This is a genomic window from Ruminococcus sp. AM26-12LB, assembly GCF_003480785.1.
GTDB lineage: Bacteria > Bacillota > Clostridia > Lachnospirales > Lachnospiraceae > Blautia_A > Blautia_A fusiformis.
In genome coordinates, this window is sequence record NZ_QUJX01000006.1 from 43508 (window position 1) to 59067 (window position 15560).

The window sequence follows — 15560 nt, forward strand, 5'->3', positions numbered from 1 at the left end:
TTCCATGGCTCCTGTTTTTACTCTGAAAGGGAGCAAAAATGGAAGATTTATTAAAGGTAGGAGTTATTACAACGACCCATGGCGTCCGTGGTGAAGTAAAAGTTTTTCCGACAACGGATGACGCAGAGCGTTTTCTTGATATTGAATATGTGCTTCTGGACACAGGAAAAGAGCTTCGCAGACTGAATATTCAGAATGTAAAGTTTTTTAAAAATCTTGCGATCCTGAAGTTTGAAGGCATTGACAACATCAATGATATTGAAATGTATAAGGGCCGTGAGCTTTGGATCCCACGTGAAGAGGCACAGGAGCTTGGCGAGGACGAATATTATGTGGCGGATCTCATCGGAATGGAGGTACTTCTGGAGAATGGGGAGAAATTCGGAGTGCTCCGTGATGTGATGGAGACCGGCGCCAATGATGTTTATATTGTAGATCGTGTGGATGGCGAGGAAATCCTGCTTCCTGCGATCCATGACTGTGTTCTTGATGTGGATGTGGAAAAAAATACCATGACTGTACATTTGATGAAAGGGCTTGTTTAAATGAATTATCATGTACTTACATTATTTCCGGAAATGATCGAGAACGGAATGAACACAAGTATTACAGGCCGTGCCATTACAAAGGGACTGTTATCACTGGAAGCGATCAATATACGGGATTTTGCATTCAATAAGCACCAGAAGGTAGATGATTATCCTTATGGCGGCGGAGCCGGAATGCTGATGCAGGCGGAGCCGGTATATCTGTCTTATGAATCCATTGCAGAACGTATTGGAAGGAAACCCCGCGTGATCTTTCTGACTCCTCAGGGAAAAACCTTCAATCAGGATATGGCAAAAGAGTTTGCCCTGGAAGAAGACCTGGTTTTCCTCTGTGGTCATTATGAGGGAATTGATGAGCGTGTTCTGGAAGAAATCGTAACAGACTATGTTTCCATTGGTGATTATGTACTTACCGGAGGAGAACTTCCGGCTATGGTCATGATGGATTCTATTTCCAGAATGGTACCAGGTGTTCTGAATAATCAGGAATCCGGTGAGACGGAATCCTTTTCCGGGAATCTTCTGGAGTATCCCCAGTACAGCCGCCCGGAGGAATGGCATGGCAAAAAGGTTCCGGAGGTGCTGCTTTCCGGACACCATGCCAATGTGGATAAATGGAGAAGAGAGCAGTCTATCATCCGTACAGCCAAATGGAGGCCGGATCTTTTACCAAAAGCTGATCTGACCAACAAAGAGTGGAACGAGGTCCGCAGGCTTCGCAAACAGTGGAAAGAGGAAGTGGAAAAATAATTATGAAAACATCAGATTTTTATTATGATCTGCCACAGGAACTGATCGCTCAGGATCCGCTGGAGGACAGAAGTTCTTCCAGACTGATGCATCTGTCCCTGAAAGATGGAAGTATCGAACATCGTCATTTTACCGATATACTGGATTACCTGCATAAGGGAGACTGTCTTGTGATCAATGATACCAAGGTTATCCCGGCACGTCTTTATGGTCACAAGGAAGAAACTGGAGCGCTGATCGAGATCCTGCTTCTGAAACGCCGCGAAAATGATATCTGGGAGTGTCTTGTAAAGCCGGGAAAAAAAGCACGTCCCGGTGCAAAGATCACTTTTGGTGACGGTATCCTGAAGGGTGAGATCATTGATATTGTAGATGAGGGAAACCGTCTGATCCAGTTCCATTATGAGGGGATTTTCGAAGAGATCCTGGATCAGCTGGGAGAAATGCCGTTGCCGCCGTATATTACCCACAAGCTGAAGGATAAGAACCGTTATCAGACTGTATATGCAAAGAATGAGGGATCTGCTGCTGCACCTACCGCAGGACTTCACTTCACGCCGGAGCTTCTTGAGAAAGTAAAGGAGAAGGGTGTGAATATTGCACATGTAACTTTACATGTAGGTCTCGGAACCTTCCGCCCGGTAAAGGTAGATGATGTAGAAAAGCACCACATGCACTCGGAGTTTTATATTGTGGAAGAAGATCAGGCAAAACTGATCAATGATACAAAGAAAAACGGCGGAAGAGTGATTTCTGTGGGAACTACCAGCTGCCGTACCCTGGAGTCCGCAGCCGGAGAGGATGGAATCGTGAAGGCCGGAAGCGGATGGACAGAGATCTTTATCTATCCTGGTTATAAATTCAAAGCTATCGATGGACTGATCACCAATTTCCATCTGCCGGAGTCAACGCTTCTGATGTTAGTTTCAGCCCTTGCCGGAAAAGAACATATTATGGCTGCTTATGAAGAAGCTGTTAAGGAAAGATATCGTTTCTTCAGTTTCGGGGATGCCATGATGATCGAATAAGATTTAAAATTACTTTTTATATAAATAATATCCCAACGGATCGCAGCATGGAAACATGCATTATTACAGGATCTGTTGGGATATTATTTTTTGTTATGCTATTTATTCTTCACTGTCAGAGCCTTCCGATGTAGCGGATGAAGAATCCGCGGCAGGAATCGCAGCACTGCGTTCCTCTATCTTGGATTTGATCCTGGATGCCTCATCTCCGGATGCAGGAGTTGGCTGATAATTGTTGTAGCCATCTGCGGAAGAAATAGAACAGGGAATGATATTGGTCACGTTATCAGCCTGTACGCCTTCTGAGGTGACAGTGAAGGTCTGCTGGAAGATCATGGTGTCCATATCACTTGGAGAACTGTTTCCTCCAAAACAGAAATTGCCAAGACTGTAGACGATGTTTTTTCCTTTATAGGTTTCGATTCCCTGGAGTACATGCGGATGATGGCCACATACCAGATCTGCACCTTCATCGATAGCAAGACGGCCAAGGGTCATCTGATTGGTATCAGGAACTGTTTCGGTCTCATTGCCCCAGTGGAAGATCACAACTATAAGCTCTGCTCCATCTGCTTTGACCTTTGCGATATTATCTTTCAGCTGCTGTTCGCGCCCAAGATGATCCTTCAGCTCATAAATTCCGACAAGACCAACTTTGATCCCCTTGATGTCCATAACCGCAGTATCATCATAACCGAAGTGCGTAATGCCCGCATTGTCCAGAGCAGTCAGAGTATCCGTATAGCTCTGTTCTCCGTAATCGTGGCTGTGATTGTTTGCAGTGTTTACGGCTTCAACGGAACCGCTGGTGAGTATCTGAGCATATTCGGCAGGTGCTTTAAATGCAAAGGTTTTATCTTCTCTGGCATCGGAATCGGTGAGGGTTCCTTCAAAATTGGCAATTGTCAGGTCGTCTGCCTCAAAGATGCTTTTTACATTTTTAAAGAAATAATCTTTGCCGTTGTTATCGTAGCATGCGTTCAGACTTGTGTCATAATCAAAGGTCTCATCGGTACCCAACGTGCAGTCCCCGACTACGCTGAGCGTCAGTGAAACGGGATCTTTCACAGCAGCAGCTTCTTCTTTTGCCTTTTTTGCGGCCTCCTCTTCCTGGGCCTTCTGCAAAGCGGCGGCTTCTGCAGCTTTCCGGGAAGAAATGCATGCACGTGCGGAAAAAATGATCACAAGAACAAGTATGATCAGGATCCCGCCAGCTGCAAGAAACATTTTCTGACGGCGTACCTGGTAATATCTGGATTTTTTGCTGATGTCATTCCTGCGAGTCCCGGTGGAATGTGAACGGGAATTACGGGATGCAGAACCAGAATGCTTCCGCCGTGCTTCCCGTGCTCTGGCGGCTTCTCTGCGTGCCTGCTCTGGATCATGGCCATGAGGCGGCCGCCTTTGATTGTCGTTTGCCATTCTTTTTCTCCTTCGTATGTAAAGATATCTTTATTATAGAAAGAATGGTAAGTATTGTAAAGAAAGAATCGCGGACTTTTCAGAAAAAGAAGTTTTTGATATAATAATTAGGCCAAAAGGCAGAAATATAAACTACAGGGAGATGGTGCTGATATGATATTATATATCGGAAATCATACAAGTTCGTCCAAAGGCTATGCTGCCATGGGGCGTCAGATGCTGAAAAACGGTGGAAACACGTTTGCTTTTTTTACCCGCAATCCCAGAGGAGGCAAGGCAAAAGAGATCGATCCTGCAGATGTGGAAAGATTTCTGGAGCTTTCCAGGGAAAATCATTTTGGAAAGCTGGTGGCACATGCACCGTATACCATGAATGCCTGTGCCGCAAAAGAAAATCTGAGAGATTTTGCAAGAGAGATCATGGCAGATGATCTGAAACGTATGGAATATACACCGGGAAATTATTATAATTTTCACCCGGGCAGTCATGTAGGGCAGGGAACTGAGACGGGAATTACCAAAATTGCGGAAATCCTCAATGATGTCCTTACAGAAGAACAGAGTACGACCGTCCTTCTGGAAACTATGTCCGGCAAGGGTTCGGAAGTAGGAGCAACGTTTCAGGAGCTTCGTGATATCATTGACAGGGTGGAAAAAAATAATAAACTGGGTGTCTGCCTGGATACCTGTCATGTATGGGATGGCGGTTATGATATTGTCCATGATCTGGATGGTGTTCTTGATGAGTTTGACCGGGTGATCGGCCTTTCCAGATTGAAGGCTGTTCATCTTAACGACAGTATAAACGGACTGGGCAGTCATAAGGATCGTCATGCAAAGATCGGCGAAGGTCAGATCGGCCTGGATGCACTTGTGAATGTGGTGTGCCATCCGGCTCTTGAGGGAATTCCCTTTATTCTGGAGACACCAAATGATGATGAAGGATGGAAAAGAGAAATTGCACTTTTACGAGAACGATATTCCATGAAAGGAGATTGATCCATGAAAAAGTTCAGATATTTTATCCTGGTGCTTGCTGGGGTGGCAGCGATGATGCTGGGAGGATGCAAAGATAAGGAAAAATATGATGAATCCGCTTTTCAGGATGACCTGGAACCTTTGAGTGAGGATGAAGTGGAGGCCATGGACCAGAATGGTGACGATGAGATGGCAGTAGCTGATGAAAGCGACCTGGAGCAGCTGCAGGATTCTGAAAATGCTGCAGGAGCAGGAGATACAGATGGGTCCGATTCATCGGATGCAGCAGACTCGCAGAGCGAAAAGAAACTGGATGAAAATGGCACCTATACAGATAAAGATGAAGTGGCCCAGTACATTTATGAGTATGGCCATGTACCCTCCAATCTTACTGCTGCAGACTATGATAATGCAGACAGTATGCTTCCGGTAGAGGAGGGCGTCACCTATCAGCAGTGCAGCCTCGATGATGCAGGGAAACAGAAGCTGATCTTCACTCAGGATGCAAAGCGCATTTATTACACAGACGATGACGGACAGTCTTTTGACGAGATCTATTAAAATCAAAAGAACAAAATAAGCCCCCGGATACAGATAAACGATCAGTATCCGAGGGGCTTATTTTGTGTGTCAGGGCTGAGACCGATCAGTGGACCAGATTTTTCATTTCAGCTCCAACCATAAAAGCTTTTGCGTTTTCCAGGGTTGTCTCCGCAATATTGGTCAGTGCTTCTACCGTAAAGAATCCCTGATGTGAGGTCATGGTCACATTTGGGAAGGACAGAAGACGCTGGATCGTGGAAGTAGGAAGAATGCTGCTTGACATGTCTTCATATACATATGCGGATTCTTCTTCGTAAACATCCAGACCAACGGCGAAGAATTTGTGATCACGGATACCTGCGATCAGATCATCTGTTTTGATCAGTCCACCTCTGGAGGTATTTACAAGGATCACACCATCTTTCATTTTTGCAATCGTTTCGGAGTTGATCAGATGCTCTGTTTCCGGAGTCATCGGACAGTGCAGACTGATCAGATCACTGGTGGAAAGAAGTTCATCCAGTGAAACATACTCCAGAAAGTCAAGATTTTTATTAGGGAAAAGATCATAAGCAATTACCTTCATGCCAAAGCCGCGACAGATTTTTGCCATTGCCTGACCGATTTTTCCGGTGCCGATGATGCCGGCAGTTTTCTGATAAAAGTTAACGCCCATGAGACCGTTCAGTGCAAAGTTATTTTCACGGCATTTGATATATGCCTTGTGGGTGTGCCGGTTGGCGGTAAGAGCCAGTGCCATGGCGTGTTCGGCAACTGCTTCCGGAGAATAACCGGGAACACGTGCCACCTGGATCCCGCATTTTGCTGTAGTTTCCAGATCAACATTATTGTATCCGGCACAGCGCATCAGGATCAGTTTTACACCCTGGCGGTGAAGTCCTTCAATGACCGGTGCGCCGAGATCTGCATTTACAAATGCACAGATGGCATCGTAGCCGTGGGCAAGAGCTGCGGTTTCTTCATGGATATTTGCTTCAATGAATTTAATTTCAATGCCTGGATAAGATGGAAGCAGCTTCTCAAAAAATTCCCTATCGTAGCTCTTGGTGTCATAAAACAAAATTTTCATAATCGTTGCTCCTCTCTGGAAATAATTATTTTCCGAAAAAATAATACCATAATAGTAGGAATTTGGAAAGTGGGAAAAATGATAAAATTTATCAAAAAAATGGTTTCATTTTGGAATTATGATATCCATAATAAATAAAAATTATACGAAATACAAAAAAAAGAGAGCATTTTATGCACTGTCATCTGATGGAACAGACGCTGTGATACATGAAAATGCTCTCTGTCTGGATATAAGATAATTATTCAGCCAGACTATAAAGATCAGAATAGAATTCCGGATAGGAGATGTTGACACATTCTCCGTTTTTGATGGAAAGTGTTCCCTCACAAAGCAGTCCTGCTACTGCAAAAGACATGGCTACACGGTGATCCAGATGAGAATCGATCTCTGCGCCATGAAGGGCTTTTCCACCATGAATGATCATGCCATCTTCGGTTTCCTGGATATCTGCGCCCATTTTCCGAAGATTTTCCGTCATAACCTGGATGCGGTCGGACTCTTTGACACGAAGCTCCTGTGCATCCCGGATAACAGTGGTTCCTTCTGCAAAAGCTGCCATAACGGCGATCATCGGAAGTTCATCGATCAGAGTAGGAATGATCGCGCCTTCTATTGTGGTCCCGTGAAGCGCGGAGGAGCGGATCAGAAGATCGGCAGTAGGTTCGCCCTCTGTGGTTTCATTAAGAAGAGTGATATCTGCTCCCATGGCCCTGCACACACGGAGGATGCCGTCACGGGTCGGATTGATCCCCACATTTTTCAGAAGGATCTCACTGTTGGGAACAAGAAGACCTGCTGCGATAAAATAAGCTGCAGAAGAGATATCTCCCGGAACCAGGATCTCACGTCCGTAAAGAGATGGGTCCGGTTTGATGGATGCTGTTGTTCCCTCTGCGGTTACATTGGCGCCAAAGTAATTCAGCATGATCTCCGTGTGATTTCTGGAAAGGACCGGCTCTGTTACACGGGTAATGCCGTCAGAGTACATTCCGGCAAGAAGTACGCAGGATTTTACCTGGGCAGATGCTACCGGAGAATTGTAGTGGATGGCATGGAGCTTTTTTCCGGAGATCTTAAGCGGTGCACATCCGTTTCCGTTGAGACTTACGATATCGGCACCCATTTGGGAAAGCGGAGTCATGATCCGTTTCATAGGGCGTTTCTGGATGGAAGCATCGCCGGTAAGCTCTGATACAAAGTCCTGTCCTGCAAGGATCCCGGAGATGAGGCGGGTGGTAGTGCCGCTGTTACCGACGTCAAGAGTCTCTGACGGAGCACGGAGACCATGGAGACCTTTTCCGTGGACCAGGATCTCTCCTTCTGTATTTTCAATGTTAATACCCATTTTCCGGAAACAGGAAATAGTGGAGAGACAGTCTGCACCCTCCAGAAAATTTGTGATTTTGGTAGTGCCTTCTGCAAGAGAGCCGAACATGACAGCTCTGTGAGAAATGGATTTATCTCCGGGAATGGCAAGAGAGCCGGATAATTTTTTTGCTTTTTTGATTTCCATATTATTACCTGCCTGTATTGTTATTTTTGAAATACATGGCAGCAGATCGGATATCTGCTGCCGTTTATATATCAGCGTTCGCAGATCTTGTAATTACGTTTTGTAAGAAGCACTTTAGCCTGCTCCAGAGCTGCGTCTGTATAAAATTCGATCTTCAGAACGCCATCTTCAAATTCTCGGTTGTGGATAATACCGATATTTTTGATGCTGACCTTTTCTGTTGCAAGGATGGTTGCGATGGTTGCAATGGCACCGGCCTCATCTGCCACATCGATATAAAGGACATAGGAGCGGGGGATCAGGCTGTTGTCTACAATGTCAATGGAGTCACGGTAATCCTTGGAGCTTGCAAACATGTCAAAGATGTTGTCAGCTTCTTTGTTGTCAATGGAACAGCGGATCTGGATCAGCATACGGATAAATTCATCCAGAACCGTGGAAATGTTTTTCTGATTTTCCAGACAGATCTGTTCCCACATAACCGGTGAAGAAGAGGCAATACGTGTGATATCACGGAAACCGCCGGCTGCGATCATTTTCATATACTGGGCGTCGTTATCCAGAAGATTTACAAGATTTACAAGAGCGGAGGCTACGATATGAGGAAGGTGGCTGACTCCTGCCGTGATGAAATCATGTTCTTCTGCAGTGATAACAAGGGGGATCGCACCAAGAGAGGAGATCAGTTCTGTGAAATCAGAAATCTTTTCCAAAGCAACTTCTCCTCCCGGAGTGATGATATAATAAGCATTTTCCAGAAGATGATCACTGGAATTGGAAAAACCGCTGCGTTCGGAGCCTGCCATAGGATGACCGCCGATGAAGCGTCCTTCAAGTCCGAGCTCGGTTACTTTTTCGTGGATAACGCTTTTTACACTGCCTACATCTGTAAGGATACAGTTCTTTCCAAGAGAATCTTTGATCTTTTCCATGTATTCCACATTAAATTCTACAGGTGCACAGAGAAAAAGATAATCACAGTTATATAACTGCTCATCGTCAATATCACAGATCCCGTTGATCACGTTTAAACTGACTGCCTCTGCCAGAGCACTTCTGTCTTTGTCAAAGGCAAGCAGGCGATAATCCGGGTGAAATTTTCGTATGGTTCTGGCAATGGAGCCGCCGATCAGTCCAAGGCCGATAAAACCTATGGTTTTCATAGTACTTCAGAGTCCTTTCAAGTTACTTTTTACTTTTATTCTTTAATAGTGTAAATCACGACTATATTGTAAAAGAAAGTGTGAAAAATGTCAACAAATGTTAGCGGAAACAGGAAGGCCATTTTTGTAGCTGTTTACCGGTAATGTTTTGCGAACAGGGAAGAGTAATAGAAAGTTACTGTTCATTGGTAATATTCCGCGAAGCGTGTTGCTGAGAACGGAGTGAACAGTAACAATAGAAAAAGGCTTGAGAAATCGGAGATTTCGGACGTATAATATAATAAGAAAAAAACAATATAAGATACAGAGGAGAATTTATCATGAAATATCAGTCAGTAATGGATCTTCACACACATACCGTAGCCAGCGGACATGCATACTGCACACTTCGCGAGATGGCCAGGGCTGCTTCCGATAAAGGCCTTGAACTCCTGGGAATCACAGAGCATGCACCGAAAATGCCCGGAACCTGTCATAAGTTTTATTTCCAGAATATAAAGGTAGTACCCCGTGAAATGTACGGGATCCAGCTGCTTCTGGGTTCGGAGGTAAATATCCTGGATGCGGCGGGAACGGTAGATCTTGAGCAGAAAACCCTGGAGAAGCTGGACGTGGTCATTGCAAGTCTTCATGTTCCATGCATCAGACCAGGCAGCAGACAGGAGAATACGGAGGCCTATCTTAATGCTATGAAGAATCCGTGTGTCAATATCATCGGACATCCGGATGACGGAAGATACGAGGTTGACTATGAGGCGCTTGTACAGGGCGCAAGAGAATACGGTAAAGTCCTGGAGCTGAACAATCACTCCATGGACCCTGACTGTAACCGTGAGAATGCAGTGGAGAATGATACCATCATGCTGGAATACTGCAAAAAATATCGGGTACCTGTGGTTATGGACAGTGATGCCCATTTTGACCTTCTGATCGGGGAATTTGATCTTGCCAGAGACCTTCTGACTAAACTGGATTTTCCGGAAGAGCTGGTACTGAACCGTTCTGTGGATGCCGTGAAAAAGTATGTAAACCGGAAATTCTGAAAGATAGACGACTGTTCTGTATTAATTGACGGTAATACGAAAAATTTTCTGAAAAAAAGTTGTCAAAATTGAATAAAATACTTGAAATTTGCATGGAAATTTAGTAAAATGTGAACATATTAAGTAAGACAAACAGGGAGGTATTACATATGGACGTTTTCAGAACAGACCGAATCAGAAATGTAGTCCTATTAGGTCATGGTGGCGCAGGCAAAACAACACTGGCTGAGGCAATGGCTTATCTGGCAGGTATGACAAGCAGACTCGGACGTGTTGAGGATGGCAATACTGTCAGCGATTATGACAAGGAAGAAATAAAGAGACATTTTTCCATCACAACTTCTTTGATTCCGGTACCATGGGATAAGATGAAAGTAAATGTGCTGGATACTCCCGGATATTTCGATTTTGTGGGAGAAGTTGAAGAGGCAGTCAGCGCCGCAGATGCAGCGATTATCGTTGTTTCCGGTAAGGCCGGTGTTCAGGTTGGAACACAGAAGGCATGGAATCTCTGCGAGAAATATAAACTTCCGCGAATGATCTTTGTTACAGATATGGACGTGGATGATGTCAGCTATCGTGAGGTCGTGGAAGAGCTGACAGAGCTGTACGGCAAGAGGATCGCTCCCCTTCATTTCCCGATCCGTGAGGATGGTAAGTTTGTAGGTTATGTCAATGTTGTGAAGCAGGCAGGAAGAAGATATATTGATAAGGCCGGCAAGGAAGAATGCCCGGTTCCTGATTACCTGACCGAATACCTGGAGAAATACCATGAAACTCTGATGGAGTCTGTTGCAGAGACCAGCGAAGAATTTATGGATCGTTATTTCGAGGGAGATACCTTCTCCGTAGCAGAGGTTTCCGCCGCTATTGCAACCAATGTACAGGATGGAAGTATTGTTCCGGTATGCATGGGATCACCGGTGAACCTTCGCGGTGTATCTAACCTTCTGGATGATATCTGCGGTTACTTCCCAAGCCCAAGCGGACGTTCCTGCAATGGTATCGCACAGAAGACTAACGAGATCTTTGAGGCCAATTATGACTTTGCCAAGGCAAAATCCGCCTATGTATTTAAGACCATCGCGGATCCGTTCCTTGGTAAATATTCTCTGATCAAGGTATGCTCCGGTGTGCTGAAATCCGATGATACACTTCTTAATGTAGAGAAAGGAACAGAGGAGCGTGTAAACAAGCTTTATGTCCTGGAAGGTTCCAAACCGATCGAAGTTCCGGAGCTTTTTGCAGGGGATATCGGTGCCATTGCCAAGCTTGGCAGTGTACAGACCGGTGACAGCCTTGCAACCAAGGCGAATCCGATCCTTTATCCAAAGGCTATACTTTCCACGCCATATACATATAAGAGATTTAAGGCAGTGAAGAAGGGCGACGAGGATAAGATCGCACAGTCCCTTGCCAAGATGATGACAGAGGACAGAACCCTGAAGGTTGTCAATGACAGTGCAAACCGTCAGAGTCTGATCTACGGTATGGGTGATCAGCATCTTGATATCGTTGTCAGCAAGCTGAAGGAGCGCTATAAAGTGGATGTGGAGCTTTCCAAACCGAAGGTTCCGTTCCGTGAAACACTCCGTAAGAATTCAGATGTAGAAGGCAAACATAAGAAACAGTCCGGCGGACACGGACAGTATGGCCACGTTAAGATGCGCTTTGAGCCATCTGGCGATCTGGAGACACCTTATGTATTTGAGCAGGTAGTTGTAGGTGGTGCAGTTCCGAAGAACTACTTCCCGGCTGTTGAGAAGGGACTTCAGGAATGTGTTCTCAAGGGACCTCTGGCTGCATATCCGGTTGTTGGTGTGAAGGCAACCCTTTACGATGGATCTTATCATCCGGTAGATTCTTCTGAGATGGCATTTAAGATGGCAACTATCCTTGCCTTCAAGAAGGGCTTTATGGAAGCGTCTCCTGTACTTCTTGAGCCGATCATCTCCATGAAGATTACAGTTCCGGATAAATATACCGGTGATGTTATGGGAGATCTGAACAAGAGACGTGGTCGTGTTCTCGGAATGAATCCGGACCACGAAGGAAATACCATCATTGAGGCAGATGTTCCGCTTCTTGAAATCTATGGTTATTCCACTGTCCTTCGTTCCATGACCGGTGGAAGCGGAGATTTCTCCTATGAATTTGCACGCTATGAGCAGGCTCCTAATGATATCCAGGAGAAAGAGATCGCGGCACGCGCAAGCAAGGTTGACAGTGCTGACGAATAAACAGAGATATTTTTTGAGGGCAGAATAAAGAGTTGACAGGCTGCAGCATTTGCTGTAGCCTGTTTTTAGATGCATTTGAAAATAACCAGTCAGAGAAACGAATTGCGCTCATACAGGTTATTGAAGTATGAGCAAAAAAGAAAAGAGAGAGGACAAAAATGTTAGTATGTGATTATATCGTGGAACAGATTGACGGAGATTATGCACATTTGAAGCGTGTGGATCAGCCGGAGGAGGAACTGAAAGTGGTTGCCAGAGCATTACTTCCGGCAGAAATCTATGAGGGCTGTGAGCTTCATTATGAGTTGATGCAGTATTCAATGAAATGATAAGGCTGCAGGATATCGCGGATATGGCAGGTGTCAGTCGTACAACCGTATCCAATGTGATCAATGGAAATACAAAACGGGTTTCACAGAGCACCATTGACCGGATCACGGCGATCCTGAAGGAGCAGAATTATGTTCCCCACATGGGATCTGTGATGCTATCCGGACATGGATCAAGGATCATTGGAGTGGTTCTTGGTTTTTCCTTCATTCATGGTATGCAGTCTCTGCAGGATTCTTTTGTGGGAGAGATCACCGGAACGCTGCAGGTCGAAGCAGAAAACAGAGGCTATTATATTATGCTCATTGGCGGTGAACGGATCGATAATGTGGTAGATATGGCATCCCGTTGGAATGTAGAGGGTCTTATCATTATAGGGTATAATGAAGAACAGTATCATCAGCTTTCCAGAAAGCTGAATAAAAAAATGGTATTGATCGATGCCTATCCGAAGGGTGGATATAGCTTTCAGAATGTAGGAGTGGATGATTATTCCGGCGGATATCAGATCGGGGAATATCTGCATTCCTGTGGATACCACCGGGCACTTTTTGTTGCGGAAACAGAGCAGGACAGTGATTATGCCAGATGGCTTGGATTCAAACAGGCTATGGAAAAAAATGGCGGCTTCTGCAGCCGCTCCCGCTATGTGGTGGTTCCCCAGGAACCCCGGCGCAGACTGAAAAAATATGAAGAGCTGCTGCCTCATTTTCTGGAGACAAAGGCACTGGCATTTTCTTCGGATTACACAGCTGTGGAGGCCATCAATTTTTTTACAGACAGGGGAATCCGGATTCCGGATCAGATTTCCATTACCGGCTTTGATGATAATTTTTATGCGCAGATTGTCAGGCCAAAGCTGACCACCATTCATCAGGATGTTCATCAGAAAGCAGTTCTGGCCTTGCGGAAGCTGCTTCTTATGGCAGAGGGAAAGGAACCTGCCGAAAAAAATGTAAAAAGCCCTGTCTGGCTTGTAAAGAGAGATTCTGTAAAAGAGTAGCAGGATCTCTTTTTTTATGTTGTGCTGACTTTTCCTGGCACATCATCGAAATACGGTTGGAAATTATTTTTAGAGGCCAGTAGTGCTTTATTGTTAAAACTGCATAAAAAAAACAGAAAAGTTTGGCAGTAATTTAAGTTTCACGAGAAACTTATTGATTTTAAAGGTGGGATAGGATATGCTGATTTTAGAATCAACAGAAAAAGGAGGCAATTTACCATGAAAAAAAACTGGTGGAAAGAAAGCGTGGTATATCAGATCTACCCGAGAAGTTTTAAGGACAGCAACGGAGACGGAATTGGTGATATTCCCGGGATCATAGAAAAACTGGACTATCTGAAAGAACTGGGAGTAAATGTTCTCTGGATCTCACCCATGCTGGAATCTCCGCAGGATGACAATGGCTATGATATTTCCGATTACCGCAGGATCTATAAAGAATATGGAACCATGGAGGATTATGAAAAGCTTCTTGAAGAAGCGCATAAACGGGGCATTAAGATCCTCATGGATCTGGTCGTAAACCATACTTCCGATGAACACAACTGGTTTATTGAAAGCAGGAAATCCAAAGATAATCCTTACAGGGATTACTATATCTGGAGAGAGCCGGTGAATGGAAAAGAACCGAATAACTGGGGAAGTGCGTTCGGAGGACCTGCATGGGAGTATGATCCTCAGACAGAGATGTATTATCTTCACCTGTTTTCAAGAAAACAGCCGGATCTGAACTGGGAAAATGAAAAGGTTCGTCAGGAAGTTTACGATATGATGAATTTCTGGTGTGAAAAAGGAATCGACGGTTTCCGAATGGACGTGATCAGCATGATCTCCAAGGATCAGTCATATCCGGATGGAGAAATGAATGGAGGATTATACGGTGATTTTGGTCCTTACTGCGTCCATGGCCCGAGGATCCATGAGTTTCTTCAGGAAATGAACAGAGAGGTTTTATCCCGATACGATGTGATGACAGTTGGAGAAACCTCCGGTGTGACTATCGAAGAGGCACAGAAATATGCAGGTGAGGACAGGAATGAGCTGAACATGGTGTTTCAGTTTGAGCATGTAGAGGATCAGGGATCAGACCATGGTAAATGGACTACCGAGAAATACGATTTCCAGGAATTTAAAAAGGTTATGATCAAATGGCAGGAAGAGCTTGCGGGAAAAGCATGGAACAGTCTGTTTCTTGGAAATCATGACCAGCCAAGAAGTGTTTCCAGATTTGGAAATGATAATCCGGCATACAGGGAAACTTCAGCCAAGATGCTGGCAACCTGTCTTCATATGATGCAGGGAACTCCTTATGTTTATCAGGGAGAAGAGCTTGGAATGACCAATGCTTATTTTACAGAGCTTAAGGATTATCGTGATATCGAGAGTATTCAGTATTTCCATGAATATACAGAAGCAGGTATTTATACACCGGAATATATGATGAAGTGCCTGATGCTGAGAGGACGTGACAATGCCAGAACACCAATGCAGTGGGAGGATTCTCATCAGGCCGGCTTTACGGAGGGAACGCCATGGATCAGGGTAAACTCTAATTATAAGGAGATCAATGCGAAGCAGCAGCTTTCAGATCCGAATTCTATTTTCCATTATTATCAGAAGCTGATCCGTTTAAGAAAAGAAAAACCAGTGATCGTTTACGGTGTTTTTGAGGCACTTTACAGAGATCATGATCAGATTTTTGCATATACCAGAACTCTTGAGGGAGAGAAGCTTCTCACAGTCTGCAATTTCAGTGAGCATGTGGCAGAAATGGAAATTCCGGAAGAATTTCAGAAAAATGCAGAATGTCTGATCACAAATCTTGGAAGAAAGGATTTTGGAAAGAAAGTGGTCCTGAAACCTTATGAGGCATTTGTTCTTTACAGAAATCTGTAACAGGAGAGGG

At 44.7% G+C, this 15560-nt stretch carries 14 protein-coding genes; 10 read left to right on the plus strand and 4 right to left on the minus strand.

Annotation, left to right across the window (positions count from 1 at the left end):
* Positions 1–38 precede the first annotated feature (38 nt).
* The 3 genes from rimM to queA are packed head-to-tail and all read left to right on the plus strand — an operon-like array spanning position 39 to position 2326.
* Positions 39–545: a ribosome maturation factor RimM gene (rimM, locus tag DW694_RS05730; protein WP_059085894.1), complete on the plus strand. Its 507-nt coding sequence runs from the start codon at positions 39–41 to the stop codon at positions 543–545.
* On the plus strand, positions 546–1298 hold the full coding sequence (gene trmD / locus DW694_RS05735) for a tRNA (guanosine(37)-N1)-methyltransferase TrmD (protein WP_015525216.1): 753 nt from the start codon (positions 546–548) through the stop codon (positions 1296–1298). It abuts the gene before it with no gap.
* Positions 1299–1300: 2 nt separating this feature from the next.
* Positions 1301–2326: a tRNA preQ1(34) S-adenosylmethionine ribosyltransferase-isomerase QueA gene (queA, locus tag DW694_RS05740; protein ID WP_015525215.1), complete on the plus strand. Its 1026-nt coding sequence runs from the start codon at positions 1301–1303 to the stop codon at positions 2324–2326.
* A gap of 102 nt (positions 2327–2428) precedes the next feature.
* Here queA and DW694_RS05745 read toward each other — a convergent pair whose 3' ends face one another.
* Positions 2429–3748: a CapA family protein gene (locus tag DW694_RS05745; RefSeq protein ID WP_118608051.1), complete on the minus strand. Its 1320-nt coding sequence runs from the start codon at positions 3746–3748 to the stop codon at positions 2429–2431.
* Between the two features lie 156 nt (positions 3749–3904).
* On the opposite strand from DW694_RS05745, the gene DW694_RS05750 reads away from it, so the two are divergent.
* Together DW694_RS05750 and DW694_RS05755 are read left to right on the plus strand one after the other, a co-directional pair.
* Positions 3905–4747, plus strand: a complete 843-nt coding sequence (locus DW694_RS05750) for a deoxyribonuclease IV (RefSeq protein WP_353615802.1) — start codon at positions 3905–3907, stop codon at positions 4745–4747.
* Between the two features lie 3 nt (positions 4748–4750).
* Entirely contained in the window at positions 4751–5287 is a 537-nt protein-coding gene (locus tag DW694_RS05755) for a ribonuclease domain-containing protein (RefSeq protein WP_118608050.1), read from the plus strand.
* Between the two features lie 85 nt (positions 5288–5372).
* Here DW694_RS05755 and DW694_RS05760 read toward each other — a convergent pair whose 3' ends face one another.
* The 3 genes from DW694_RS05760 to DW694_RS05770 form a co-directional block, all read right to left on the minus strand.
* Positions 5373–6359, minus strand: coding sequence for a 2-hydroxyacid dehydrogenase (locus DW694_RS05760; protein WP_118752678.1), 987 nt, complete (start codon positions 6357–6359; stop codon positions 5373–5375).
* Positions 6360–6600: 241 nt separating this feature from the next.
* Complete coding sequence (gene aroA, locus DW694_RS05765; RefSeq protein WP_118752679.1) at positions 6601–7875, minus strand: 3-phosphoshikimate 1-carboxyvinyltransferase; 1275 nt, start codon at positions 7873–7875, stop codon at positions 6601–6603.
* A gap of 71 nt (positions 7876–7946) precedes the next feature.
* A complete protein-coding gene (locus DW694_RS05770) occupies positions 7947–9038 on the minus strand; it encodes a prephenate dehydrogenase (protein WP_015525209.1) in 1092 nt (363 codons plus the stop codon).
* A gap of 320 nt (positions 9039–9358) precedes the next feature.
* Here DW694_RS05770 and DW694_RS05775 point away from each other — a divergent pair, with 320 nt between their 5' ends.
* From DW694_RS05775 to DW694_RS05795, 5 genes are all read left to right on the plus strand, one after another.
* Positions 9359–10081: a phosphatase gene (locus DW694_RS05775; protein WP_015525208.1), complete on the plus strand. Its 723-nt coding sequence runs from the start codon at positions 9359–9361 to the stop codon at positions 10079–10081.
* Positions 10082–10230: 149 nt separating this feature from the next.
* The gene (locus tag DW694_RS05780) at positions 10231–12321 is read left to right on the plus strand and encodes an elongation factor G (protein WP_118752680.1); all 2091 of its coding nucleotides are present in this window, start codon (positions 10231–10233) and stop codon (positions 12319–12321) included.
* A 158-nt stretch (positions 12322–12479) separates the two neighbouring features.
* Positions 12480–12650, plus strand: a complete 171-nt coding sequence (locus DW694_RS05785; RefSeq protein ID WP_015525206.1) for a hypothetical protein — start codon at positions 12480–12482, stop codon at positions 12648–12650.
* Positions 12647–13654: a LacI family DNA-binding transcriptional regulator gene (locus tag DW694_RS05790; protein WP_021652638.1), complete on the plus strand. Its 1008-nt coding sequence runs from the start codon at positions 12647–12649 to the stop codon at positions 13652–13654. Before DW694_RS05785 ends, DW694_RS05790 begins: the two co-directional genes overlap by 4 nt.
* 219 nt (positions 13655–13873) lie before the next feature.
* The gene (locus DW694_RS05795) at positions 13874–15550 is read left to right on the plus strand and encodes an alpha-glucosidase (protein WP_114001585.1); all 1677 of its coding nucleotides are present in this window, start codon (positions 13874–13876) and stop codon (positions 15548–15550) included.
* The last annotated feature ends 10 nt before the right edge of the window (positions 15551–15560 follow it).

Coding starts and splice junctions, on each gene's coding strand:
- rimM (WP_059085894.1), top strand. CDS start 39: ATGGAAGATTTATTAAAGGTAGGAGTTATTACAACGACCCATGGCGTC.
- trmD (WP_015525216.1), top strand. CDS start 546: ATGAATTATCATGTACTTACATTATTTCCGGAAATGATCGAGAACGGA.
- queA (WP_015525215.1), top strand. CDS start 1,301: ATGAAAACATCAGATTTTTATTATGATCTGCCACAGGAACTGATCGCT.
- DW694_RS05745 (WP_118608051.1), bottom strand. CDS start 3,748: ATGGCAAACGACAATCAAAGGCGGCCGCCTCATGGCCATGATCCAGAG.
- DW694_RS05755 (WP_118608050.1), top strand. CDS start 4,751: ATGAAAAAGTTCAGATATTTTATCCTGGTGCTTGCTGGGGTGGCAGCG.
- DW694_RS05760 (WP_118752678.1), bottom strand. CDS start 6,359: ATGAAAATTTTGTTTTATGACACCAAGAGCTACGATAGGGAATTTTTT.
- aroA (WP_118752679.1), bottom strand. CDS start 7,875: ATGGAAATCAAAAAAGCAAAAAAATTATCCGGCTCTCTTGCCATTCCC.
- DW694_RS05770 (WP_015525209.1), bottom strand. CDS start 9,038: ATGAAAACCATAGGTTTTATCGGCCTTGGACTGATCGGCGGCTCCATT.
- DW694_RS05775 (WP_015525208.1), top strand. CDS start 9,359: ATGAAATATCAGTCAGTAATGGATCTTCACACACATACCGTAGCCAGC.
- DW694_RS05780 (WP_118752680.1), top strand. CDS start 10,231: ATGGACGTTTTCAGAACAGACCGAATCAGAAATGTAGTCCTATTAGGT.
- DW694_RS05785 (WP_015525206.1), top strand. CDS start 12,480: ATGTTAGTATGTGATTATATCGTGGAACAGATTGACGGAGATTATGCA.
- DW694_RS05790 (WP_021652638.1), top strand. CDS start 12,647: ATGATAAGGCTGCAGGATATCGCGGATATGGCAGGTGTCAGTCGTACA.
- DW694_RS05795 (WP_114001585.1), top strand. CDS start 13,874: ATGAAAAAAAACTGGTGGAAAGAAAGCGTGGTATATCAGATCTACCCG.